The organism is Psychrobacter sp. 1U1, from assembly GCF_051847535.1.
In the GTDB taxonomy this organism is placed as follows: Bacteria; Pseudomonadota; Gammaproteobacteria; order Pseudomonadales; family Moraxellaceae; genus Psychrobacter; species Psychrobacter saeujeotis.
On record NZ_JBPYDD010000001.1, the window covers coordinates 291,244 to 314,602 of the forward strand.

Annotated in this window: 17 protein-coding genes; 12 read left to right on the forward strand and 5 right to left on the reverse strand. The window is 41.6% G+C overall.

Annotated features, from left to right (window positions below; genetic code table 11):
- The first annotated feature begins 72 nt into the window (after positions 1 to 72).
- From ispC to ACS8FB_RS01260, 8 genes are all read left to right on the forward strand, one after another.
- Positions 73 to 1,275, forward strand: a complete 1,203-nt coding sequence (gene ispC, locus ACS8FB_RS01225) for a 1-deoxy-D-xylulose-5-phosphate reductoisomerase (RefSeq protein ID WP_439260641.1) — start codon at positions 73 to 75, stop codon at positions 1,273 to 1,275.
- A gap of 33 nt (positions 1,276 to 1,308) precedes the next feature.
- On the forward strand, positions 1,309 to 2,685 hold the full coding sequence (rseP, locus tag ACS8FB_RS01230; RefSeq protein WP_439260642.1) for an RIP metalloprotease RseP: 1,377 nt from the start codon (positions 1,309 to 1,311) through the stop codon (positions 2,683 to 2,685).
- 264 nt (positions 2,686 to 2,949) lie between these two features.
- A complete protein-coding gene (gene bamA / locus ACS8FB_RS01235; protein ID WP_439260643.1) occupies positions 2,950 to 5,364 on the forward strand; it encodes an outer membrane protein assembly factor BamA in 2,415 nt (804 codons plus the stop codon).
- A 144-nt stretch (positions 5,365 to 5,508) separates the two neighbouring features.
- Positions 5,509 to 6,528, forward strand: a complete 1,020-nt coding sequence (lpxD, locus tag ACS8FB_RS01240) for a UDP-3-O-(3-hydroxymyristoyl)glucosamine N-acyltransferase (RefSeq protein WP_439260644.1) — start codon at positions 5,509 to 5,511, stop codon at positions 6,526 to 6,528.
- 89 nt (positions 6,529 to 6,617) lie between these two features.
- Positions 6,618 to 7,127 (forward strand): 3-hydroxyacyl-ACP dehydratase FabZ, encoded by a 510-nt coding sequence (gene fabZ / locus ACS8FB_RS01245; protein WP_299216401.1) that lies wholly within the window; start codon positions 6,618 to 6,620, stop codon positions 7,125 to 7,127.
- A gap of 186 nt (positions 7,128 to 7,313) precedes the next feature.
- On the forward strand, positions 7,314 to 8,093 hold the full coding sequence (lpxA, locus tag ACS8FB_RS01250; protein ID WP_439260645.1) for an acyl-ACP--UDP-N-acetylglucosamine O-acyltransferase: 780 nt from the start codon (positions 7,314 to 7,316) through the stop codon (positions 8,091 to 8,093).
- Between the two features lie 267 nt (positions 8,094 to 8,360).
- Complete coding sequence (locus ACS8FB_RS01255) at positions 8,361 to 9,878, forward strand: sodium-dependent transporter (RefSeq protein WP_439260646.1); 1,518 nt, start codon at positions 8,361 to 8,363, stop codon at positions 9,876 to 9,878.
- Between the two features lie 29 nt (positions 9,879 to 9,907).
- Positions 9,908 to 10,039: a methionine/alanine import family NSS transporter small subunit gene (locus ACS8FB_RS01260; protein WP_299216392.1), complete on the forward strand. Its 132-nt coding sequence runs from the start codon at positions 9,908 to 9,910 to the stop codon at positions 10,037 to 10,039.
- 148 nt (positions 10,040 to 10,187) lie between these two features.
- On the opposite strand, the gene tgt is transcribed toward ACS8FB_RS01260, so the two are convergent.
- Complete coding sequence (gene tgt / locus ACS8FB_RS01265; protein ID WP_439260647.1) at positions 10,188 to 11,339, reverse strand: tRNA guanosine(34) transglycosylase Tgt; 1,152 nt, start codon at positions 11,337 to 11,339, stop codon at positions 10,188 to 10,190.
- 299 nt (positions 11,340 to 11,638) lie between these two features.
- Here tgt and ACS8FB_RS01270 point away from each other — a divergent pair, with 299 nt between their 5' ends.
- A complete protein-coding gene (locus ACS8FB_RS01270; RefSeq protein ID WP_439260648.1) occupies positions 11,639 to 12,232 on the forward strand; it encodes an SOUL family heme-binding protein in 594 nt (197 codons plus the stop codon).
- 73 nt (positions 12,233 to 12,305) lie between these two features.
- On the opposite strand, the gene asd is transcribed toward ACS8FB_RS01270, so the two are convergent.
- Positions 12,306 to 13,439 carry an aspartate-semialdehyde dehydrogenase gene (asd, locus tag ACS8FB_RS01275; protein WP_439260649.1) on the reverse strand — a complete coding sequence of 378 codons (1,134 nt, stop codon included), beginning with the start codon at positions 13,437 to 13,439 and terminating at the stop codon, positions 12,306 to 12,308.
- A 488-nt stretch (positions 13,440 to 13,927) separates the two neighbouring features.
- On the opposite strand from asd, the gene ACS8FB_RS01280 reads away from it, so the two are divergent.
- Positions 13,928 to 15,046 carry an endonuclease/exonuclease/phosphatase family protein gene (locus ACS8FB_RS01280; protein WP_439260650.1) on the forward strand — a complete coding sequence of 373 codons (1,119 nt, stop codon included), beginning with the start codon at positions 13,928 to 13,930 and terminating at the stop codon, positions 15,044 to 15,046.
- Between the two features lie 474 nt (positions 15,047 to 15,520).
- On the opposite strand, the gene ACS8FB_RS01285 is transcribed toward ACS8FB_RS01280, so the two are convergent.
- The 3 genes from ACS8FB_RS01285 to ACS8FB_RS01295 all read right to left on the reverse strand — a co-directional run bounded on the left by ACS8FB_RS01285 (position 15,521) and on the right by ACS8FB_RS01295 (position 20,957).
- Complete coding sequence (locus ACS8FB_RS01285; protein WP_075102875.1) at positions 15,521 to 15,766, reverse strand: hypothetical protein; 246 nt, start codon at positions 15,764 to 15,766, stop codon at positions 15,521 to 15,523.
- A 478-nt stretch (positions 15,767 to 16,244) separates the two neighbouring features.
- Positions 16,245 to 17,639: a peptidylprolyl isomerase gene (locus tag ACS8FB_RS01290; RefSeq protein WP_439260651.1), complete on the reverse strand. Its 1,395-nt coding sequence runs from the start codon at positions 17,637 to 17,639 to the stop codon at positions 16,245 to 16,247.
- A 213-nt stretch (positions 17,640 to 17,852) separates the two neighbouring features.
- Complete coding sequence (locus ACS8FB_RS01295) at positions 17,853 to 20,957, reverse strand: LPS-assembly protein LptD (RefSeq protein ID WP_439260652.1); 3,105 nt, start codon at positions 20,955 to 20,957, stop codon at positions 17,853 to 17,855.
- Between the two features lie 495 nt (positions 20,958 to 21,452).
- On the opposite strand from ACS8FB_RS01295, the gene ACS8FB_RS01300 reads away from it, so the two are divergent.
- Both ACS8FB_RS01300 and murU read left to right on the forward strand, forming a co-directional pair.
- Positions 21,453 to 22,568: an aminoglycoside phosphotransferase family protein gene (locus tag ACS8FB_RS01300; protein WP_439260653.1), complete on the forward strand. Its 1,116-nt coding sequence runs from the start codon at positions 21,453 to 21,455 to the stop codon at positions 22,566 to 22,568.
- A gap of 56 nt (positions 22,569 to 22,624) precedes the next feature.
- Positions 22,625 to 23,353 carry an N-acetylmuramate alpha-1-phosphate uridylyltransferase MurU gene (murU, locus tag ACS8FB_RS01305; RefSeq protein ID WP_439260654.1) on the forward strand — a complete coding sequence of 243 codons (729 nt, stop codon included), beginning with the start codon at positions 22,625 to 22,627 and terminating at the stop codon, positions 23,351 to 23,353.
- Positions 23,354 to 23,359: the final 6 nt, after the last annotated feature.

The window sequence follows — 23,359 nt, forward strand, 5'->3', positions numbered from 1 at the left end:
ACTTGAAATTTTGGCTAAATGGTTCTTGTTCTTAACGATACTTTTTTATTAATATTATGGGCATTGGTAGTTATGACGCAACGCATCGCTGTACTTGGCGCAACGGGCTCTATTGGTGACAGCACATTAGCAATTTTGGCGGCACATACGCAAGACTATGATGTCTATGCTTTATCCGGGTATCAGCGTTTAGATAAGTTGTTTGCACTGTGTCAGCAGTTTGAGCCGAGGCGTGTTTGTGTGCCAACGGCTAATGTTGATAGTTTTTCTCAGCGTTTAAATGAGGCAGGTTTTACTATTGATGTGGTAAGTGGTGATAGCGGTTTGATAGACATTGCCACCGATACACAAGTCGATACTGTGGTGGCAGCCATTGTTGGTGCCGCAGGACTGCCATCGACGTTAGCTGCTGCACGTGCTGGTAAGCGTATCTTGCTTGCCAATAAAGAAGCGCTGGTCATGGCAGGGCAAGTGATGATTGCAGCGGTCAAAAGGCATAATGCTACTTTGTTACCCATCGACTCTGAACACAATGCAATTTTTCAATGTTTGCCAACCGCTATACAGCAAGACAACACGTGCATTCATGAATCAAATCATGGCGTACGTAAGCTTTGGTTAACAGCTTCAGGTGGACCATTTTTACAGCGGTCGTTTGAGCATATGCAGCAGGCAAGCATCGCCGAAGCGGTCAAACATCCAAATTGGTCGATGGGGCAAAAGATATCAGTTGATTCTGCGACGATGATGAATAAAGGGCTTGAGCTGATTGAAGCTTGTCATTTATTCGATTTGCCTGAAAGTAAGATAAATGTGGTCATTCATCCACAAAGTATCATTCACTCGATGGTAGAATATAGCGATGGTAGCTTTTTAGCGCAGCTTGGCAGCCCAGATATGAAAACGCCGATTGCCCATGCTTTGAGCTACCCTGAACGGATTAATAGTGGCTCTCAACCCTTGGATTTATATGCACTAAGCGGTTTGGAGTTTATTAAACCAGACTTGCAGAAATTCGCCTGTCTGCGTCTTGCTCGTCAAGCCATGCAAGCAGGTACTCAAGCGACGATAATTTTGAACGCTGCTAATGAAATTGCCGTGTCGGCATTCTTAGCAGGACAACTACGTTTAACTGACATTGCCAATATTAACGAGCAAGCATTAACCGAAATACAAGTACCACTATTAGACCTAAATGCGAATATTGATGATATTTTAGCAATTGATAAGATAGCACGGCATCACACCGAAGCGCTTGTGGCTGAGATGGCATAACCAGATTCAGAGTCACCTAAACGAGAAAAGATCATGACGTTTTTACTAACGCTACTTGCAGCGATTTTTGTCTTAGGACCTCTGATCGCATTGCATGAATGGGGTCACTATATAGTGGCAAGATTATGCGGTGTTAAGGTACTGACATATTCTATTGGTTTTGGCCCAAAGCTGACAGGCTGGACCAGTAAAAAAAGCGGCATCGACTATCGTATTTCTATGCTGCCGCTAGGTGGTTACGTCAAGATGCTTGATGAGCGTGAAGGTGACGTGGCAAAGGATGAGCTACATTTGGCGTTTAACCGTCAGCACCCGTTAAAAAAAATCGCTATTGTCGCAGCTGGTCCAATCATGAACTTTATCATTGCAATCGCGCTGTTTTGGGTATTGTTTATGACCCCATCTGAGCAATTAGCGACTAAGATCGGTCAAGTACTGCCCGATACTCCCGCAGCAATGGCGCAATTGCCAGTTGGGGATAAAATACTCGCGATAGATGGTCATGAAGTACAAACGTGGGAAGGTATTAACTATCGTTTAGCTGGACGAATGGGTGAGACGGGTAATGTCAGTATAACGCTACAAACAGACGAATCAGCTACAGATGTCGCAAAGACCTATCAAGCACCTGTCATGCAATTTATGCAGGGTGAGGATAAAGGTAAGGATGCGCTAACCAGTTTGGGGATGTTACCTTGGCAGCCACAGATTGCACCAATCGTTGGTGATTTATCAGTGGATGGAGCGGCCGTACGTCAAGGTCTAGAAGTAGGCGATCGCATTATAGCGATTAACAATAAAGAGATTAAAGACTGGATCAGTGCTACACGAATGATTCGTGACAATCCTGAGGTGCTACTAAACTTTACCGTCATTCGTGACGGCGAACCAGTACAGCTACAGATTATGCCGCAAGGTAAGAAAGACAATCTAGGCAATGCCTACGGTCAGATTGGTGCTATGGTTGAACAAACTGAGATTGTTATTCCTGATGCATATAAAACCACGGTAGCTTATGGTCCTGGTGAGGCTATGGTAAAGTCGTTTGAAAAGACTGAACAGCTAGCAGTAATGACGGTCAGCTCAATGGGTAAGATGATATCAGGTATGATTGGCCTTGATAACTTATCTGGCCCTATTACCATCGCTAAAGTTGCCAAGCAAAGCTTTGATATTAGTTGGGAGATGGTGCTGTCTACTGCCGCTTTGATTAGTTTGAGCTTGGCAGTTTTAAATCTATTACCGATACCTGTACTAGATGGTGGTCATATCGTGTACCATCTTATTGAACTGATTCGCGGTAAGCCTTTATCGGAGGGAGTTCAGATTGTAGGATTAAATATCGGTTTACTCTTACTGGCAGGTTTCATGGTGTTAGCGATTGGTAATGATATCAGTAGACTGTTTTGAATAAATACTTTTTTATTTGTCAATTAAAGCATGACATACTAACGTCTACACAGACATTATGTTCTAGTTGTTTGGCTGGTTTGCTATTGCTCTTGAATCGATGCAACTGTACTAATCGTAATTTTTAGTTTATTTTATGATGCATTTTATATAAAGTGTCCTCTGTCAGTTCATGTTTGAATCGCAAATTGCGTACCAATTGGACTAGACAAGATATGCTTTTTACCTTAACTTAAGCAAGTTTTTTATTGACGGATAGTGTTTATGCGTACGCCTTTATTTATGAGTGCGGCTGGGTTGCCGTTAGTTGTAGCAATGATGAGTATGCCTGTGCAGGCGGCAAACTTTGTAGTCACTGATATTGGCTTTACTGGTCTACAACGTTTAACCCCTGATAGCTTGTATCCGGTCTTACCTGTGACAGTAGGTGATACAGTCAACGACAGTAGCCTTGCAGCCAGCATTAAAGCACTATATGCCACTGACAATTTTGCAAATATCCAAAGCCGTGTCGAAGGTGGTCAGCTGAGTTTTGATGTTATCGAACGTCCTATTATCGCTGAAGTAAATTTTGAAGGTAATAAACTGATTCCTGAAGAAGGTCTAGAGCAAGGACTTGAAAACGCTGGACTGTCTGCAGGTGATGTGCTCAAACAATCGACCTTACAAGGCGTTGCTAATGAGTTACAACAACAATATATTAGCCAAGGTTATTACAACAGTAATATCGAAGTGGACCAGACCTTGCTTGATGGCAACCGTGTAAAGTTAGATGTGCGCTTTATCGAAGGTAAGCCTGCTAAAGTGGTCGACATCAACGTCATTGGCAATAAGCATTTTAGTGATGAAGATATCAAAGACGTCTTTGCGGTAAAAGAATCTTCATGGACACGTCTATTATCTAAATCTGATCGCTACGCGAAAGAAAAGCTGGCTGCCAGTCTAGAGAACTTAAAAGCCCTATACCAAAACGATGGTTATGTACGCTTTAATGTTGATAACGCTGTACTAAATATCAGTGAAGATAAGCGTAGTGTGTTCATTGAAATCAGTTTAAGCGAAGGTGAGCAGTATCAGTTCGGTGAAATAAACTTCTTGGGCGATCCAAAATTTGCTACTGATGAGCTGGACGAGCTGGTGACTTTTACGTCTAATGAGCAATACTCGCAAGCCAAGCTTGATGCATCTACCGCTGCTTTAAAAAGCCGTTATGGTAATGAGGGTTATTATCTGGCACAAGTACGTCCAGTACCACGCATTAATGATGAAACCAAAGTTGTCGATATTGATTATTACATTGACCCTGCGCGTCCTATTTATGTACGCCGTATCAATTTTAATGGCAATATTAAAACGCAAGATGAAGTATTACGTCGTGAAATGCGTCAGTTAGAAGGTGCTCTGGCATCTAACGACAAGATACAGCTATCACGTACACGTTTGATGCGTACAGGCTTCTTCAAAGCAGTCAATGTCGATGTAAAACCAGTCCCTAATCAACCAGATCAAGTGGATATCAATTATGTGGTTGAAGAGCAGCCTTCTGGTAGCTCAACCATTGCCGCAGGTTATTCACAAAGTGGCGGTGTGACGTTCCAGCTAGATCTTACCCAAAACAACTTTATGGGTACAGGTAACCGCGTTAAAGCGGCGCTATCACGTTCAGAGACACGTGATTCTTATAGTTTAGGTTATACGGATCCGTACTTTACAGAAAATGGCGTATCCCAAGGTGTCAGCGCTTATTATCGCGAGACTAAATATGATGATCGTAACGTTAGTAACTATGTCACTGACTCTTATGGCGCAACACTAAATTATAGCTACCCTGTAGATGAGACCAAGCGCGTCAGTGCTGGAGTCAATTTTGATAACACTGCCGTACGCGGTGGTCGCTGGCTTGGCGTATCAAACGTTCAGCAAATTATTGATGACGGTGGTACTACTGAAGAATTCAGTGGGGAGTTTGATGGTCGAACCAGTTTTAAAAATGACTATAACACCTACAACCTACTTTTAGGGTGGGATTATAGTACGTTAGATCGCCCCGTATTTCCGACTAAAGGCATGAGCCACAATGTTAATGCCACTTTTGGGTTTGGCGATACGAATTATCAAAAACTGCTCTACACTGGTAATGTGTATTATCCTGTGTACAAAGATGTGATCGCACGTGGCTATACTAAGCTTGGCTATGGTAATGATCTGCCATTCTATGAAAACTTCTACGCCGGTGGTTATGGTTCGGTACGTGGTTATGAAGCGTCGACGCTCGGTCCCCGTTCTGAGTCTTATTACAACGCAGTAAACAACCGTGAGAGTATTCAAAAAGAAGAGGTTGGCGGTAATGCGTTAGCAACCTTTGGTACTGAACTGATTTTGCCAATGCCATTTAAAGGTGACTGGGCGGATCAAGTGCGTCCAGTACTGTTCGCTGAAGGCGGTCAGGTCTTTGATACCACAGATAAAGAAGATCGCACCTTTATTAACCCAGCTAATGGTAATGATACTGATGTGCCATTGCTGACCCAAGACAACGACCTGCGCTTTAGTGCGGGTGCAGGGGTCACTTGGTATACACCTATCGGTCCTATCTCATTAAGTTACGCTGTACCTATTGGCGATAAAGAAAACGATGAGACTGAGAAGGTGCAGTTCCAGATTGGTAGCACATTCTAGTTAAGCGTATAGACGTAAAGTCATTTTATCATGCAGATGGTTTTAAACGCTTGGTATTATTTATAACTATTATTGAATTGGTTGCTAAACTGAAGTATCAGTCTGGCATCCATTTTATTCTTATTAATCATATTAACGCCAATTATGATAACGATTAAGCAAATTATTTCTCAAATCGAGCAGCGTCAGCCAGTATTGAATAAAGCTGAGCTTACTACTGATCAGTTAACCCTATCAGTAAACGGTGTCGGTAGTCTGACTGATGCAAATAGTACGCAGCTGAGTTTTTTGGCAGATCCAAATTACATTACCAGCTTAGCGCAAAGTCAGGCAGGTGTAGTGCTTGTCACTGAGCAGTATCGTGAGCAAGTACCATCGCCAACTGTAGTCTTGGTCGTTGCATCACCTTATCTGGCTTACGCTAGCAGCAGCCAGCTGTTTGTACGTCATACTATAGAAAGTAATAATATTCATCCGACAGCAATTATCGCTAAGAGTGCAGTAATTGGTGCTGATGTCCGCATTGGTCCTTATTGCGTAATCAATGAGCATGTCCATATCGGTGATCGTAGCTGTCTGGATGCTAATGTAATCGTTGAAGCATATAGTCATATTGGTACTGACTGTGTTTTAAAGTCGCAAGTTGTCATTGGCCATGATTGTATTATTGGCGATTATGTTAGATTACATGCTGGTGTCAGCATTGGTGCTGAAGGCTTTGGCTTTGCACCGTCTCAAGATCCAAGTATTGACGGGTGGGAGCGTATCGCACAGCTGGGTCGTGTGGTCATTGGTAGCCATGTCCGCATTGGTAGTAATACCTGTATTGACCGCGGGGCTATTGATGATACTGTCATCAGTGACCACGTCATTATTGATAACCTGGTTCAAATCGCTCATAACGTGCGTATCGGTGCTGGTACTGCTATCGCTGCCAATACAGGTATTGCTGGTAGTACTACTATTGGCAAACGTTGTGTCATTGGTGGCGCAGTAGGTATCAACGGTCATATTGATATCACAGATGATGTTACTTTATCAGGTATGACAATGGTGACAAAATCTATTAAGAGTGCTGGATCATACTCTTCGGGAACAGCTGCAATGCCAACCGCTAAGTGGCGGCGAGCAGCAGTACGCTTCCGTCAGCTAGGTGACAGCTAAATCTATTTATTTGAAGTTATCTATAAGTGTATTAACAACAGAATAATTTTCTTATCAACAATATGTAATATAAGCAAGGAAGCCCCCTTATGAGTGCTACAGACATAGATACTTTAAACGACGAAGACATCAAAACATTATCTGAACAAGGTCTGACACTGCCATTAACCTATCATACCCTCAAGCATTATTTGCCACATCGCTATCCTTTTATGTTGGTGGACAAAATCACAGCTTGTAAACCTGGTGAATGTATTACTGGCATCAAAAACGTGACCATCAATGAAGAGTTCTTCAATGGTCATTTTCCTGATGAGCCTATTATGCCAGGTGTACTAATGGTTGAGTCTATGGCTCAAGTTTCAGGTGTGCTAGGCTTTATTAGTGCAGGTTTAACTGCCGAAGATGGTTACTTATATTTGTTTGCAGGGGTCGACAAGGTTCGTTTTAAGCGCCGAGTGATTCCTGGTGATCAGCTAATCATCCGTGCTAAGACTGTGATGCAAAAGCAAGGCATCTATAAGTTTGACTGCACCGTACACGTCGAAAATGAGTTGGCTGCCAGTGCTCAAGTAATGATCGCTCGCCAAGAGCAATAAAAAGCTGATAATAGAAGCGTTTGAATCAGTAATTGACTGAATTTGCTGGAGAGTCATGTTAATATTCGCGATGAGAATAATCATCAACAACAATAATTTTGGTTATAATTGGTATTGGCCTTAAGGCCAAACTATTGGTATTCTGTTTTACCATTTCTCGTATTAAATGATACAAAGGCCCGCATTATGAGTCAGATTCATCCCACAGCGCTCATCTCACCATCTGCCAAGATTGATGAGACAGCTATTATAGGACCATATTGTATCATCGGTGATGAGGTGACGGTTGGTGCACACACGATTTTGCATCGGCATGTGGTAGTGACCAAACTCACTCGAATTGGCAAACATAACCAAATTTATCAGTTTGCAAGTATCGGCGAAAATCCACAAGATTTAAAGTATGCTGGTGAGCGTACATGGCTTGAAATAGGTGATCATAATACCATTCGTGAAGCTTGTAGCTTTCATCGTGGTACGGTACAAGATGACAAGTTAACCAAGATCGGTAATCATAATCTATTTATGGTCAATACTCATATTGCGCATGATTGCATGATAGGTGATCACAATGTAGTGGCAAATAATGTCGGTATTGCAGGACACGTGACTATCGGCAACCATACCATCATTGGTGGTAACTCAGGCATACATCAGTTTTGCCGAGTAGAAGATTACAGCTTGGTTGGCGGTGCTAGTCTGATTCTAAAAGATGTCGCTGCTTTTACTATGGTGTCAGGCAATCCAGCACATGCCCATGGACTCAATATTGAAGGCATGCGTCGTAAAGATTGGTCGCAGCACACTATAGATATGTTGCGACAAGCATACGTGACGATTTTTAGATCTGGATTAACCACCGTTCAGGCACTCAAAATTCTGCAAGAGGATTTATTGCCAAAAGAACCCAAAATCCAGTTGCTTATTGATTCTTTACAGTATAGTAAACGAGGTGTGGTGCGCTAAGACTCTTTTAATACAAACTCTCCATTCTCTGTATTCTTCTCTATTAATATCGATAGACAAAAAGCCATAACTAAATGTTATGGCTTTTTATGTCTATGAGTACTTGACTTTTTGTAATGTTTAGCAGACACTTTCTAAAGATGTTCAGTAAGATTATAGTAACCTATTTTAATTAAAAAATAATGTATAACATCTTTTTTGCTAATTTAGCTATCTCTTGGTTTATGAAGTTTGAGTAGCTTATCATTGTAGTGTTAGGAGGAATATATGGCAGAACCAAGAGAGAATTGGTCGAGTAGGACTGGTTTCATCATAGCAGCTGTCGGTTCGGCAGTAGGGCTAGGTAACATATGGCGTTTCCCTTATGTGGCTTATGATAACGGTGGTGGGGCATTTATGGTGCCTTACCTTATTGCTTTATTAACAGCAGGTATTCCGCTGTTGTTTTTAGATTATATTATAGGACATAAGTATCGCGCTGCCGCGCCACGTGCATACAAGAAAATGGTGAAATCTGCCCAGTTTGTGGGCTGGTGGCAGACGCTTGTCTCTTTTATCATTGCTATTTATTATGCCGCCGTTATTGTATGGGCGGGCAGTTATATGGTTTTCTCGTTTGGACAAAAATGGGGCGAAGATACCACAACCTTCTTTGTCAGCGACTTTGTACAGCATACAGGAGATCTGACTTCTGTATTCGTACCACAGATGTTTATAGGTTTGCTCATCGTTTGGGCATTAGCCATGTTAATTATGTTTGGCGGTATCCGTAAGGGAGTCGAGCTTGCCAACAAAATCTGTATTCCACTACTCATAGTATTGTTTGGCATTATGGTATTTAAAGCTGTTAATTTACCAGGCGCTGAAATTGGCTTGAATGCTTTTTTTGAACCAAATTGGGAGAGAATGAAAGATCCTAACGTTTGGCTTGCAGCTTATGGCCATGTGTTTTTCTCATTATCGGTCGGTTTCGGTATTATGGTGACTTATGCCTCTTATCTAAAAAGAAATACCAATTTAACTGGCGCAGGTTTAGTGGTAGGTTTCGCTAACTCATCTTTTGAATTGATTGCTGGTATCGGTATCTTTGCCGCTATTGGTTTTATGGCCATGTCAACAGGTCAAGAAGTCTCTGAAGTTGCTAGTGGCGGCGTGGGACTAGCGTTCTTTGTATTCCCCAAAATTATCTCAACGATGGGCAGTAGTGGTGACTTTATTGGTTTCTTATTCTTCGGCTCTTTGGTAGTAGCTGGTATCAGTTCTTTAGTGAGTATCCTTGAAGTACCTATCTCAGCCTTTCAAGACAAGTTTGATTGGTCACGTAAAAAAGCAGTTGCTGCAATAGGTGGGGTATGTGCTGTAATATCAATTGCTGCGTTCTCTACTGGTAGCTCACTGGTGTTAGTAGATGTTATCGATCACTTTGCAAACAATATCGGTATTGTCGCTGGTGGCTTGATGTCAATTGTTTGGGTAACATGGTTTAATCGCCATAAAATTCCAGGCTTATTAGAGCATATCAACCGCATCTCAAGTGTCAAACTAGGCGGTGCTTGGGTATTTATGTTGACGGTTATCACACCAACCGTATTGACCATCGCCCTAGGTTTGAAGCTTATTAATTTGGTTCAAGAGCCTTACGAGGGTTACTCTACTACCATACTATTATTATTTGGTTGGGGCGTTGTGGTATTCTTTGGATTAGGCGCGTTTATACTTTCTCGTATAAGAGGTCATCACGACGATGAAGATGATGAATCTCGTTTGATTGACGATGCACACTAATCAAATTGAAATCTTAATAGGAATTTATTATGACAACATCAGCAATTATTTTTATGATTATTTCAATGTTACTTATATGGGGTGGTTTGCTCACTGCAATCTTACATTTAAGAAAGCATCCTGACATTCCGATGAGTGAATTGCCAAAAGATCATATCTAAAGACAGTCACGTTTTTGCAATGATAAAAAAATATACTGTTGAAAAAATAATGATTATCTGAAAAATAAAATGCCAGTCAGTAAACACTGTCTGGCATCTTTCTGTTTAGTGACTGAGCTAAAAGTTCACCAAGTAAGACGTACTTAAATTAACGTAAATTTAGCTCAGGAACCGTCTGTCCACGCTGATGATAAAAATCGCTGACGAATGCATCAAACTTATCTTGCTCGATGGCATCTCTGATACCTTGCATCAAACGCTGGTAATAGCGCAAATTATGAATAGTGGCCAGCTGCGCGCCCAGCATCTCTTTGCATTTATTAAGATGATATAAATAAGCACGGCTGAAGTTCTGGCAAGTATAGCAATCGCATTCAGGATCTAATGGACCTTCATCGTTACGATACTGGCTATTACGAATACGTACCACGCCTGCATTGTCTGTGTCGCCTGTGACAAAGTAATGACCATTACGGGCGTTACGAGTGGGCATAACGCAGTCAAACATATCGACACCGCGACGGACTGCCTCAACGATGTCCTCAGGCTTACCAACGCCCATTAGATAGCGTGGTTTGTCTGCTGGCATCGCATCTGGGATATAGTCTAGTACATCCATCATATCATCTTTTGGCTCACCAACAGATAGACCGCCGATGGCATAACCATCAAAACCAATCTCAAGCAGCCCTTTGAGTGACTGCTGACGCAAATCTGCGTACATACTGCCTTGAATGATACCAAACAGCGCATTGGTACTGCCCAGTCTATTATGCTCGTCAACGCAGCGCTGTCCCCAACGCAATGATAGCTCTAAAGATTTTTTCGCCTCATCATGAGTCGCAGGATAGGGGGTACATTCATCGAATTGCATAACGATGTCTGAGTTTAAACTATACTGAATCTGCATCGACTTTTCTGGCGACAAAAACACCTTGGCACCATCGATGGGCGACTTAAAGTTGACGCCTTCTTCGGTAATTTTACGCATCGCACCAAGGCTAAACACTTGAAAACCACCTGAATCGGTTAAGATGGGTTTATCCCAATGCATAAACTTGTGCAAGCCGCCAAATTTATCAATTACTTCAGTACCAGGACGTAGCCATAGGTGAAAAGTATTGCCCAATATAATATCAGCGCCGATGGCTTCGATATCGCGTGGCAGCATACCTTTAACCGTGCCATAAGTACCGACAGGCATAAAGGCGGGTGTTTGTACATCACCATGATTGAGATGGACTGTACCACGGCGTGCACGCGTCTCGCCAGTGGCTGTTTTATGTAAAACAAATTGCATATGATAACCGCTATGTAAGCTATGAAAATGGTGCTAATTATAACATTGTTAGGTTTTTTTGGGGACCTAGAAGTTTAGCAGCAGTGGATAATGCTATGAAAGTATTCTTTACTATAACCAAAAAATACAGACAGGATCATCGTACACTTGCTAGAGTGAACAATGAGATGGTGAAAGTATTTAATCTTACTTTTGAATAGCGAGGGTATAGTATGACTGAAGCAACTGACTTTTTTACGAGTAAAAAACTATTCAATAGTTTACTAATAAGTGGCCTATTACTAATATCAGGAGCAGCTATGGCAGTCGAGGAACCAGATTATACTATCTTGTTAAAAGCCGATAATTTTGAGTTACGTCGTTACGATAAACAGCTGGTAGCTCAAACGTGGGTGACAGGTGATCAAAATGATGCCAGTCGCGAAGGGTTTAAGGTTTTGGCAGATTATATCTTTGGGAGTAATACGGCGTCAGATGGGAAGAGCAGTAAGATTAGTATGACCGCGCCTGTCACTATGGAACCTAAAAGCAACCAAGACAATGGTGAGTCGCAAAAGATTGCCATGACCGCGCCCGTAAGCATGCAACGAGACGATGGTAAGTGGCGCGTGCAATTTACTATGCCAAGCCAATATACGATACAAACATTGCCTAAGCCCAACAACCCAAATATTGAGATTAAGGAAGTACCCGTACAGAATTATGGCGTTATCAAGTTTTCAGGATTGGCAGGAACTGATAAGGTCGCAAAAAAGACAGAAGAGCTACAGTCTTGGATGCAAAGCCAAAATCTGAATATAATGAGTACACCCCAGATTGCACGTTATAATCCGCCATGGACATTACCGTTTATGCGTCGCAATGAAGTGATGATTGCCTATCAGCCCAATTAATATCCACAAAAAAGACAGCCTCTGCTGTCTTTTTGGTTCTTAGTTTTTTACTTTTAACTTTAAAACATCCAGTTTAGCTATTTTGCTCACGAATGATATTTAGCATACGGCGCAAAGGTTCAGCGGCACCCCATAGCAGCTGGTCACCAACGGTAAATGCACCTAGATATTCAGGCCCCATGTTTAGCTTACGCAAGCGTCCTAACGCCACAGTCAATGTACCGGTCACGGCTACTGGGGTTAAACGGCTCACGGTAGCCTCTTTATCATCTTCGACCACATCTAACCACTCGTTACCACTATTTTTTAGCGCCGCTTCGATTTCTTCTAATGGGATATCTTTTTTGAGCTTGATGGTTAAGCCTTGAGCGTGGCAGCGCATGGCGCCAATGCGCACACACATACCGTCAATAGCGATATTGTCAGCTTCAGAGTTGCCAAGGATCTTGTTGGTTTCAACACCACCTTTCCACTCTTCACGGGATTGCTTGTTGTCTAACTGAGCATCGATATAAGGGATCAAACTGCCTGCGAGCGGTACGCCAAAATATTGCTTAGGAAAGTTATCTGCGCGCTGGGTCTGCGCAATTTTTTTATCGATGTCCAGAATGGCGCTGGCAGGATCAGCCAGCTCATCTTTAACTGCATCATGCAAGACGCCCATACCATTGATAAGCTCGCGCATATTGTTTGCGCCCGAGCCGCTAGCTGCTTGATACGTCATGGCGCTGACCCATTCGACCCAGCCTTTATTAAACAGTTCACCGATAGCCATTAGCATTAGTGATACTGTACAGTTGCCGCCAATAAAATCCTTTTTGCCATGAGCCAGTGCATTATCGATGACACTACGGTTCACTGGATCAAGGATGATGATGCTGTCATCTTCCATGCGCAAAGTGCTTGCTGCATCAATCCAATAACCACTCCAGCCACTGTCACGCAACGGCTGATGAACTTTTGATGTATAATCGCCACCTTGGCAAGTAATAATCACATCGCACGCTGCTAAGGCAGCAATATCATGAGCGTCTTTAAGTTGGCTGGTCTTAACGCCGTCAAAGCTTGGCGCATGACCACCTGCATTACTCGTCGAAAAAAACACAGGCGTGATACCGTTAAAGTCATTTTCTTCTTGCATACGTTGTATCAATACTGACCCAACCATACCACGCCAGCCTACCAACCCTACTGTTAAATTACTCATGAAGTCTAATCCTGTTTACAATCAGTTATTACGTCGTCAACCAGTAACAATGCCGTGAATAACGTTAAAAATCAAGATATTTCAGTGGTTTTTCGAAGTTTTTTGCACACTATTAACTGTGCCTATTATAACTTTTGGTTATTACTGTAAGGCGAGCATTTAATGGAGAATACATTTACCAGCTCTTGGGCCGATTACTATCTTGTTATTTGGCTCAAATAGGATTGAGTGCGCTTCTCTTTATATCTCTTATAGATAGCGTTTGTAATATTTTATGACAGTCTATGCTTAAGTAATGTTTAGCGATAGTCTCATGAGATGCTAAAGTGTGTACCTAATATAAATGTTCAATAGACTTACTCATATAAGCACCTAAAGCAAAAGCCTAAATGTTTTTAGAGAAAAACGGTATGGGCTTTTGTCGTTTAATTTAAGGTAAGTATAATCATAAATCTCACCCACAAACTAACAAACGGTTAATACATACTATGGATATCTCCTTATTATATTATGGCATGCAATGGTTAGCAGGATTCATCGCATTTGTGACAATCTGGGGCTGGTTACCTCTTGATAACTGGTGGGTGAGAGGTGTTGAGTTTCCACGTATTCAAATAATGGTACTGGGTATTATCGCGTGGATTGGCATGTTGGTGTTTTGGTCAGAGTGGCAATGGGAGCAGTGGTTGTTGTTTATTACCTTAACTGTTACGTTGGCTTTTCAGCTTAGAATGGTATTGCCTTATACTAAATTATGGAAAAAAGAAGTCCAAAATGCAAAAGACAAGCCAGAAGAGCAGGCATATCAGCTTAAAATCATGGTATCAAATGTCCTGACTCCCAATGATGAGACACAAAAACTGGTTGATTTGGTCAAACAAAAGCAGCCTGATATTTTGATTACTTTAGAAAGTGATGAGAAATGGGAAAAGGCGCTTAATCAAATTGAGCCTGATTATCCTTATACAGTAAAAATACCGCTAGATAATCTTTATGGTATGCACCTGTATTCTAAGCTTGAGTTGATAGACCCTCAAGTTAAATATTTAATGATAGACGACATACCGTCGATCCACTCGCAGCTGCGTCTGCAAAATGGTCAGGTGATTTGGCTGTACTGCTTGCATCCGATGCCGCCAAGTCCCACAGAAGCCGATAAGTCAACCACTCGTGATGCTGAGCTACTGATGGTTGGTAAGCACATTAAAGAAAATAATCAGACAGCAATATTAGCAGGGGATCTCAATGATGTCGCATGGTCAAAGACCACTCGACGCTTTCAACGTATCTCAGGATTGCTAGACCCACGTATTGGTCGTCATTTTATCAATACTTTTCATGTTAAGTACCCATTTTTACGCTGGGCATTAGATCATTTATTTCATAGTGCTTGCTTTACTGTAGTTAATATTCAGCGTATGCCGTCTGTAGGTTCTGATCATTTTCCTGTCATGACAACTTTGCAGTACGAACCGGAGGAAGCAGATAAGCAAGAACAAAATGCACCGACTGCCCAAACTGAAGATATTGAAGAGACAGAAAATAAAATCGAAGAAGGTAAAAAAGAAGGTGATAAAGTATCAAAAGAACATGCAGAGTATCATTGAAACCGTGCTCAAACAGCCTCTTTTTTTAATTCGTTTAAACGAATACATGTAAGCCAAAACGTACAGTAAATAGAGCTTTTAGCCTCTAGCTACCCATATCTGTTTACCATACAATAGCTTCATCAACACAAGGATAGGCAAGGATGCAGTGTTGAGACAATAAGTTTATGAGTACAGGTCAGCCCGCTGTTTTATAAGTTATTGTTTATGACTTAGGATGAGTCATCAAGGAAGAACAATAATAATAACATGAAGCGCTAAAGCCCCGAACCAATTGCCCAAGGTTCGGGGCTTTTCTTTGTGAGATAGATAGTTGAAGTTGAATAAAATGTTATTGAGTTTAATGCGCTAGCTGCAAGTACAAAAAAGCATATATATGTAGATACATATATATGCTTTTAGATAAAAACCGTTTATGCACGATAAGATATTAGAACAATAGCACTCATGCTAATGTCACAAAGCCAATTTTATTTATAAATTGGCTTCTTGTTGTGTCAATGGAGCAATTTTGATAGGTACAGCATATAGCCAAGTCATACCAGCGGTACAATAAAACTTTCCATCACGGAAAGATACGATACGAGCGGTAAAATCATTGTCAATTTGATCACTGATAGCACGTGCATCGCTATCATCGTCTACTGCACACCAAATCTTTTTATCGCCACGATTCAGCATTGCTCTTGTTAAGTCGCTGCCAGTCAATTTGTTATTCACGCTTATGTATCCCAAATATAAATTATGATTATGGAGTTATAAAGAATGCACGGCGATGCAATCCTTTCGCCTTTATAATATCCTCGATAGTCTGTAAGACCTTACATCGTGATTTTTTCACTCGAAATAAAGCAATCAAGGAATGAATCCTCGAACCTAACAAACTGTCGTAGCATTATATTTACCAAACATCAGCTGATTGTTACTGTTATTATTAATAAAGGTTAGAAAAAGTACAAATGACTACAGAAGAATTTAAATAAATATAGTTTCGATAAACTAGGTTTTAGTTTTATACATTGATACTAGCATATCAGAAGTTGATTACAGAACGTAAAAAAAGTAATGTTTAATAGTCAATATATAAGAATCTTAACTACTATAGAAAATTTTGAAAGAACGAAAAGGGCGTATATAGAGATATACGCCCTTAAGGATTATCAAATATTGTATAAGTGAGCAGTAAGGTAGGTATCTTTTAGTTAAGAACTTGAATATAAGCGCCAGCACGCAACTCTTGTAACCAATCCTCTTGCGCTTGCGGTGCTAAGCGTTGATAAAGCGCTTGACGAGCCATATTGCGACGATATTGATTACTAACATCCTGTTGACGTTTGTCTTCTACTTTTAGAATATGCCAACCAAACTGAGTTTTGAAGGGAGCGGAGTAATCGCCGACGGTAGTGTTTTTCATAACAGCTTCAAAAGGGCCAACCATATCTTCTTCGCTAACCCAATCAAGATCACCACCACGTCCTGCTGAGCCTGGATCATCAGAATAAGTCGATGCTAAATCAGCAAAACTTGCTCCTTGACGTAGCTGATTATATAAATCATTAATCTTCTGTTCAGCAAGGACATCTGTTTGAAGATCATCAACTTTAACTAATATATGACGAGTATGCCACTGCGGTATAATCATGGTATCACTTGATTTTTTGTCAGCCAACTTGATGATATCGATACCTTCAGGGGTCACTAATGGAGTACTAACGGCGCCAACTTCAAGCTTGGTAATTTCGCTAGATAGCTCTGTAGGTAATGCAGCAGCTTTGTGATAACCCATATCGCCACCTTGTAATGGAATAGGGTAACTGCCTTGGGCCTCAGCGACCGCAGCTTCGACATCGACATTTGGTGCTTGCAGGCGAGTGCGCAAATCCTGCGCAACTTTTAGTGCCTTACTACGCTGAGCTTCTGACAAGCGGCTATAGTCATCTATATAAGGTACGCGAACATGGATGGTTTGATACTCACTTTGATTTAGGCGTTTTGCTTCAGGAGAGCTCAAAAATGCATCAATATCTTGCTCACTGATGCGCACCCGATTAGTGATTTGACGCTGCTGTAATGCTTGAATAGCAGCATCTTCGATCAGTTTTGCGCGTAAAGCCGCGTAGCTTCCAGCTTGGTTGGCATCAAGACGCTGCTGTAGCGCACCAATACTAGTAAGTCCTTCAGACTGAGCGATTTGTGCAAGACGTTGATTAATAGCAGCCTCATCGGGCTTTAGACCGACACGATTAACCAATGATAATTGCAACTCGCGCAATATCAACGCATTTAGTACCTCAGACTGCAATTGTGCTGAATTGGCAATAGGTTCGCCAGCGGCCTTCGCACGTGCCTGTGTTTGTGCAATTGCATTTACCAAGTCACTTTTTAAGATAGCATTGTCATTGACCAAAGCGATGATACCGTCAGTACTACTAGCGGACGTTAAACGAGCATTGTCATCTTGACTAGTAGCCACAGCGTTCGTTTGCGTATCTGCTGGTGCAGCTTGGCTACTAATGCTTAATAAAACGCCTGCACTGATACTCATAGAAACTAGTACAGCACGGTTGGTCTGGTGTAAAGAAAAAAATCTCATGATGCTCCTCGTCAATGTCATCGCATCGGATGATAGTTGGGCAATTATCTTTGTGACACGTTGCGTATTCTCTTGCAAATAATTGTGTACTGGATGTTTTGCTTACAATATTATTCTGTGATTATTCACACTTGTTTTTCAACTTGTTATACGGCACAGCTTGCTATATTAACGCTCACATATCTAATTTTGATGAGCTTATTAAAGTAGCTGTTAGTCTTTCCACGCTGTTTGTACTGGCTCAAAACCTAGGACTTTATCTGCGAGTAAGCGAGTCAGACGACTGCTACTACTGCCAAGCCCATTAAGTCTGATTTCTGCCATGACCGCTTGTGTAGGTTTTTCTCTAAGGTTTAGATCATTATAGTAGCGACGACCATAAACCGCAAAACCAATACAACAGTCCTCATAGTCAATACCAACGAGTGCATCCAGCATCTTATCGCTGCGATAATCGTACTGTCCTTGTGCAAGCACCCGCCAGCTATTATTGATAGGGAAAATAGCAGATGCTGTAAATGCAGACAATGGCAACTGATCCGTGTTTTCATCACGTTGACGCTTCACAAAACCGACGTTGAATAGGCTATTGTTTGATGGCTGATAACGCAATTCTGTCGTAAGGTAGTTAATATCATAGCTATTATTTAAAGCGCCACTAACATCAACCCACACATTATTATAAGGTTGAGCGCTAGCATTCCATACCATCCCAGAGGACGACGTGTTAAATACGGGCGTTTGATCATCGAGATTGACGCGACCATCACCATAGTAGAACTGCTCTGCAATGCTACCATCAAAACGTGTCACGCCCGTTGCATCGATGTAACGATAATTGATACCAGGAGTAATGGCATGCAAGTCCTGCAAGCGGTCATGTCCTAAAAACCAACTGTCCGAAAACAGCTGTTCATAATTGATAGACGCAATACGAGTATTAAAGTTGGGTATATCATTTTGATCTTCAAAAGGCGAATAAGTGTATTTTAGACGCGGGCTAAGTAGCTGATATCCACCCATGGTGTCGTCAAAAGCACCAAAAGGTGAGCCTGCACGATAAAGGTGCAATCCAGCATCAATACTGGCCTGTGGTACAAAGACCGATTGACTACCATCTTCTTTATTCAGTTGGTTGTCTTCTAAGCTGTCTTGATCATAAGAGGTGTATAAGTGTTGCAAACTAAGCTTTGGTTTTACATAACCCCATGCCGCTTCAATTGGATAAGTAGTACTTAATTTGTTATAGACACGTATACCGCTTTTTTCGTCTTCAGAGCCATCATCAATAGATTTTTTGAAGTAAGCTGAATCGTGAACGCCTGTAATGTCAAAGGCGTCTAACCAAGGCAGACGATAATTGAGCGATAACTGCGGCAAGCGTGAGTAAGGTTTGTCTTTGTCTTCTAACGCGTCACCATCGTTATCAAAAGCGTCAAGTGTTTGAAAGGTTTCAAGCTTTAGTTCGCCATTAACGTAGTCGTTGTAATAGTTGAGCCGAGCGCGTCTCGGTAAGTTTACTGTACTATCAGACAAACCAAGGGTATCAAAGTCGTTTAAGTAATCTTCATCAGACACATAGCTGTACTTGGCATCACCACTTAAACGCGGGATGCTACTTGATGACCAGTAGTGATCATAAAAAAAGCTGCTGCGATCCTCGCCATCATATTTTCTATCATTGGGTAAGTATGAGCCGTTAAATATGCCCTTGCCATAATCTTCAGTTAAGTAACGAAACTCGCCAGATAGCATAGGGTTACGGTTGGTATAGAGATGAGTGTTGAGTGTGGCATCATAGTTAGGCGCTAGATTAAGATAGTAGGGAACATCGATTTCCAGTCCACTTTCGCTACCAATACTTGCGCTCGGTAATAAAAAGCCACTACTACGGCGACTGTCTACAGGGAAGTTGAAGTAAGGCAGGTAAAATACAGGGATATCTGCAATGCGAAAAGTAGTATTGTAAGCCTCGCCGCGCCCAGTCTCGGTATTTAAATCAATACTTTTGGCATCAAACTGCCACTTGCGGTTGGTTGGCGGGCAAGTACTAAACATTACCTCATCAAGCTCATACTGAGTATCATTAGGTCGATGCAAACGTTTGGCATAACCATGAGCTTGCAATTCTACGCTAGCAAAGGCGACTTCGTCAGCAGTAGATTGTCCAGTCTCTGTATTATATGCTAGGTTGTCTGCGACCCCAATAAGACCGCCCTTCAAAGACTTATCAGTCATACTGGCGTTGTTGTTGCTTCGATTATTGCTGTTGGTAGAGACTTGGTCAGTAAACATGACTTTGCCTTGTGCGGCAGCAGTGCCATTGGCCAGATCAAGCATCACCTTGTCGGCTTCAATATGCTGACTACCTTGGTCAATAATAACATTGCCAGATAGCTCAGCATAATCTACATTATTATAGTACCCATAGTCAGACTCCGAAAACAGAGGCGCTTGCTCATTAGGAATGCCACTAAGGTTGGTGTTTGTCTGTCCGCCGGCCTCATTGACTGCACGTTGATAATTGGGGTTGCGCTTAGGACTGACCCATTGACCTTCGCAGCGCTGGGCACTATCCACTGTGTTTGGAAGTAACTTTAATTCTTTGCCTACTTCAGGGATATTTTGAGTCGTGGGTGTCGATTTGTTTTGAACATCGTCTTGTTCTGTGCTTATAGTTTGTTCAGGATTTATAGTATCGACATTATTGTTTCTTAAGGTTGATGGATCAGTATCAGGAGTCAACTCATAAAACTCTGCTAAACGCATCAAGCTGTCTTGGACGCTCTCATCATTGATATCGAGACGGCTAGTCTCAATTGCCAGATTCTGCTTTATAGGTTGATTTGCCTGCACTGTGTTTTTTTTATCATTACTATCGTTATTGTCTTTTGACGCTTTAACATTAATGCTTGAGCTGTGTGTGGTTTCAGAGATTGTTAAGGTGGCATTATCAGTATTAGACACTGTATTATTGGCAACCAAATCATCACTGGCGTTAAAGTTATTGCTAGAAGCTAGTGGATAGCTGTTGTCATCAGCCTGATGGCTCATTGCAGTATCAGCACTGTGCTTCATGCTCAAAGGATCTACTGTAGTTTCAGCAACATCCGCAGTTGTTGTAGCGCTTAAGCTCTTACTATTGCCGCTGTAGTCTTTGATGGGGGTATTGGCGATACTAGGGCTGTCAGAAATTAACGGCGCTGCTGCCTGCTTATCATCGTTGTCTATTGTGGCAGCGCTCACAGTCAAGCCGGTTAAGCTGATAGCGCCAAACAAAATCAAACGAATGCTTTGGTAAAGCGGAGAATATAACAAGGGCACACCTATGATTGCAAAGCCTATGGGGTTGCGATATTTGATTCAGTTGTAAATATTAATGTCGTTTTATGTTTAAGCCGAACTTATAAAAATCAGCCTGCGACAATAAAAGTAAGCTGAGGGTAGTCATATTGTTGACCACTATACGGTAATATGAATTTAAATATACAATCATATTACAACTATTGACGACTTATCATAGTCAAAAAAAACCAAATCAGCTACACTATTCATCAAATTTTCTGACGGAGCAAGACGTTTCTACGGTTACTGCTCAGCACAGCGCCTAAAGCGAGCCCTAAAAATAACCTAAAACGTCCAGCAAATAAAAACAGCCCGTCATTTTAGCAAGTATTCACTTTATTTATTACTAATTTAGTCATTAATACTAGGTATTTTTAACAATTGTATTTTCAACATTATTGTTCTTACAATTATCAAGTACTTAAGCTTATTGACTGTTAACCTGCGATGCCCTTTATGACAGACAATATGACTTTACAGCCCGATACCGATATTAATAACAATACTGATGTCGATAATAGTACTCGTCAGCAGCAATTAGAGAACTGGTTGCAGCAAGTATTTGTAGATCAGACCTTTGTGCTTGACAGCTTACCGGGGGATGCTAGTGCGCGTCAGTACCACCGTATACAGCTGTTTGATAACACCAGTAGCGATGATACCCCGATGGCAAGGTATATCGTTATGGACTCCGCTGATGAGCAAGAAGCAATGCAGCAGTTTGTCAATGTCACTAAGCTGATGACGCCTGCAGTCAATGTACCAGATCTTATTGCTCAAGATATGGCACAAGGGTTTTTGGTCCTGCAAGACTTTGGAGCGATTGAGTTTGCGCACTTATTGGTTGATGCGCCAATTGATAAGGTTAATGATTGTTATCAATTGGCAATGAACACATTGGTCGAGCTACAAAAAACGCCCGTACAGATAGCTTGCGTAGAGCATGAACTGCCAGATTATGATAGTGCAATGCTCAATCGAGAAATGGATTTGTTCCGTGATTGGTTCATACCTTATATTGGTGTCAGCCTTGATGAGAAGTTATGGGAAAATCTAAAATCTGCCCTAATTAATGATATTTTGACCCAACCTCAGGTGGTTGTTCATCGTGATTATCACAGTCGCAACTTGATGCAAGATCAAGCAGATCATTCGCGCTTAGGCGTCATTGATTTTCAAGATGCTGTCATCGGTGCCTATACTTATGATTTGGTATCGTTAGTGCGTGACGCTTATGTAGAGTGGCCAGAAAATCAAGTGTCAAGCTGGGTCTATGATTTTTGGCAATTGCAACAGCAAGCAATGCTACCGACAGCGAACAGTGCTGAGCAGTTTGAACATGACCTAAATGTAATGGGTGTGCAAAGACATCTAAAAGTATTAGGCATATTTATTCGGTTGTCTGAGCGCGATGGTAAAAACCGCTATTTAGCTGATATTCCAAAAGTCATGCGCGATCTTGTTTTTGAGTTAGACTGGCTGGCTGAACAGGGCAGTGATGCTATGAAGCAAGCTATATTACCCTTTAATCAATGGCTAAAAAATAGCGTATTACCTGCTTATCAAGATAAGTTTGCATTGTAATAGGTATTGATGAATTAATTCGATTATTAAAATAATAATGTTAATAAGGAGCGTGCATGACTGTTATAACCCAAGCGATGATTTTGGCGGCTGGTAAGGGGACACGTCTGCGTCCATTGACTCTTGAGACCCCAAAACCGTTAGTTGAAGTAGGTGGACAGCCGCTGATTGTCTGGCATATAAAGGCATTACAAGCCGCGGGCATCACTGATATTACTATCAATGTCTCGTGGCTTGCTGACAAGCTGATGGATACCCTAGGCGATGGGTCGCAATACGGGGTGAATTTACATTGGTCGGTTGAAGATGATGAGCCTTTAGAGACCGCAGGCGGCATTTTCCAAGCGTTACAAACGGGTAAATTACGAGATGAGCCTTTTCTTCTAGTCAACTCTGATGTCTGGACGACCTATGACTTTGCGCAATTGCAAGATTATACGCTGAGTGCCGATCAGCGTGCACATCTATTATTAATCGATAATCCAGAGCATAATAATGGCGGTGACTTTGCTATTAATAATGGGCTTGCCAGTGAGACTCCAATTGGTGAGGCAGACAAGTACACTTTTGCTGGTATTAGCGTAATGTCACCCAAATTGGTTGATGGCTTGGTCGCAGGACAACCGGCAGCACTAGCACCACTACTCAAGCAAGCGATGCTTAAGTTTCAGATTACCGCTGAGGTTATCACTGATAATTGGATAGACGTCGGCACACCAGAGCGCTTAGAGCAGATAAATGACTTTATTAACAGTAAAGGCGCTGATAATCATTGCGGTGTTTGATTAATA

Excerpts from the sequence above, each read along its gene's own strand:
- ispC (WP_439260641.1), top strand. The coding sequence starts at position 73 with ATGACGCAACGCATCGCTGTACTTGGCGCAACGGGCTCTATTGGTGAC.
- rseP (WP_439260642.1), top strand. The coding sequence starts at position 1,309 with ATGACGTTTTTACTAACGCTACTTGCAGCGATTTTTGTCTTAGGACCT.
- bamA (WP_439260643.1), top strand. The coding sequence starts at position 2,950 with ATGCGTACGCCTTTATTTATGAGTGCGGCTGGGTTGCCGTTAGTTGTA.
- lpxD (WP_439260644.1), top strand. The coding sequence starts at position 5,509 with ATGATAACGATTAAGCAAATTATTTCTCAAATCGAGCAGCGTCAGCCA.
- fabZ (WP_299216401.1), top strand. The coding sequence starts at position 6,618 with ATGAGTGCTACAGACATAGATACTTTAAACGACGAAGACATCAAAACA.
- lpxA (WP_439260645.1), top strand. The coding sequence starts at position 7,314 with ATGAGTCAGATTCATCCCACAGCGCTCATCTCACCATCTGCCAAGATT.
- ACS8FB_RS01255 (WP_439260646.1), top strand. The coding sequence starts at position 8,361 with ATGGCAGAACCAAGAGAGAATTGGTCGAGTAGGACTGGTTTCATCATA.
- ACS8FB_RS01260 (WP_299216392.1), top strand. The coding sequence starts at position 9,908 with ATGACAACATCAGCAATTATTTTTATGATTATTTCAATGTTACTTATA.
- tgt (WP_439260647.1), bottom strand. The coding sequence starts at position 11,339 with ATGCAATTTGTTTTACATAAAACAGCCACTGGCGAGACGCGTGCACGC.
- ACS8FB_RS01270 (WP_439260648.1), top strand. The coding sequence starts at position 11,639 with ATGGCAGTCGAGGAACCAGATTATACTATCTTGTTAAAAGCCGATAAT.
- asd (WP_439260649.1), bottom strand. The coding sequence starts at position 13,439 with ATGAGTAATTTAACAGTAGGGTTGGTAGGCTGGCGTGGTATGGTTGGG.
- ACS8FB_RS01280 (WP_439260650.1), top strand. The coding sequence starts at position 13,928 with ATGGATATCTCCTTATTATATTATGGCATGCAATGGTTAGCAGGATTC.
- ACS8FB_RS01290 (WP_439260651.1), bottom strand. The coding sequence starts at position 17,639 with ATGAGATTTTTTTCTTTACACCAGACCAACCGTGCTGTACTAGTTTCT.
- ACS8FB_RS01300 (WP_439260653.1), top strand. The coding sequence starts at position 21,453 with ATGACTTTACAGCCCGATACCGATATTAATAACAATACTGATGTCGAT.
- murU (WP_439260654.1), top strand. The coding sequence starts at position 22,625 with ATGACTGTTATAACCCAAGCGATGATTTTGGCGGCTGGTAAGGGGACA.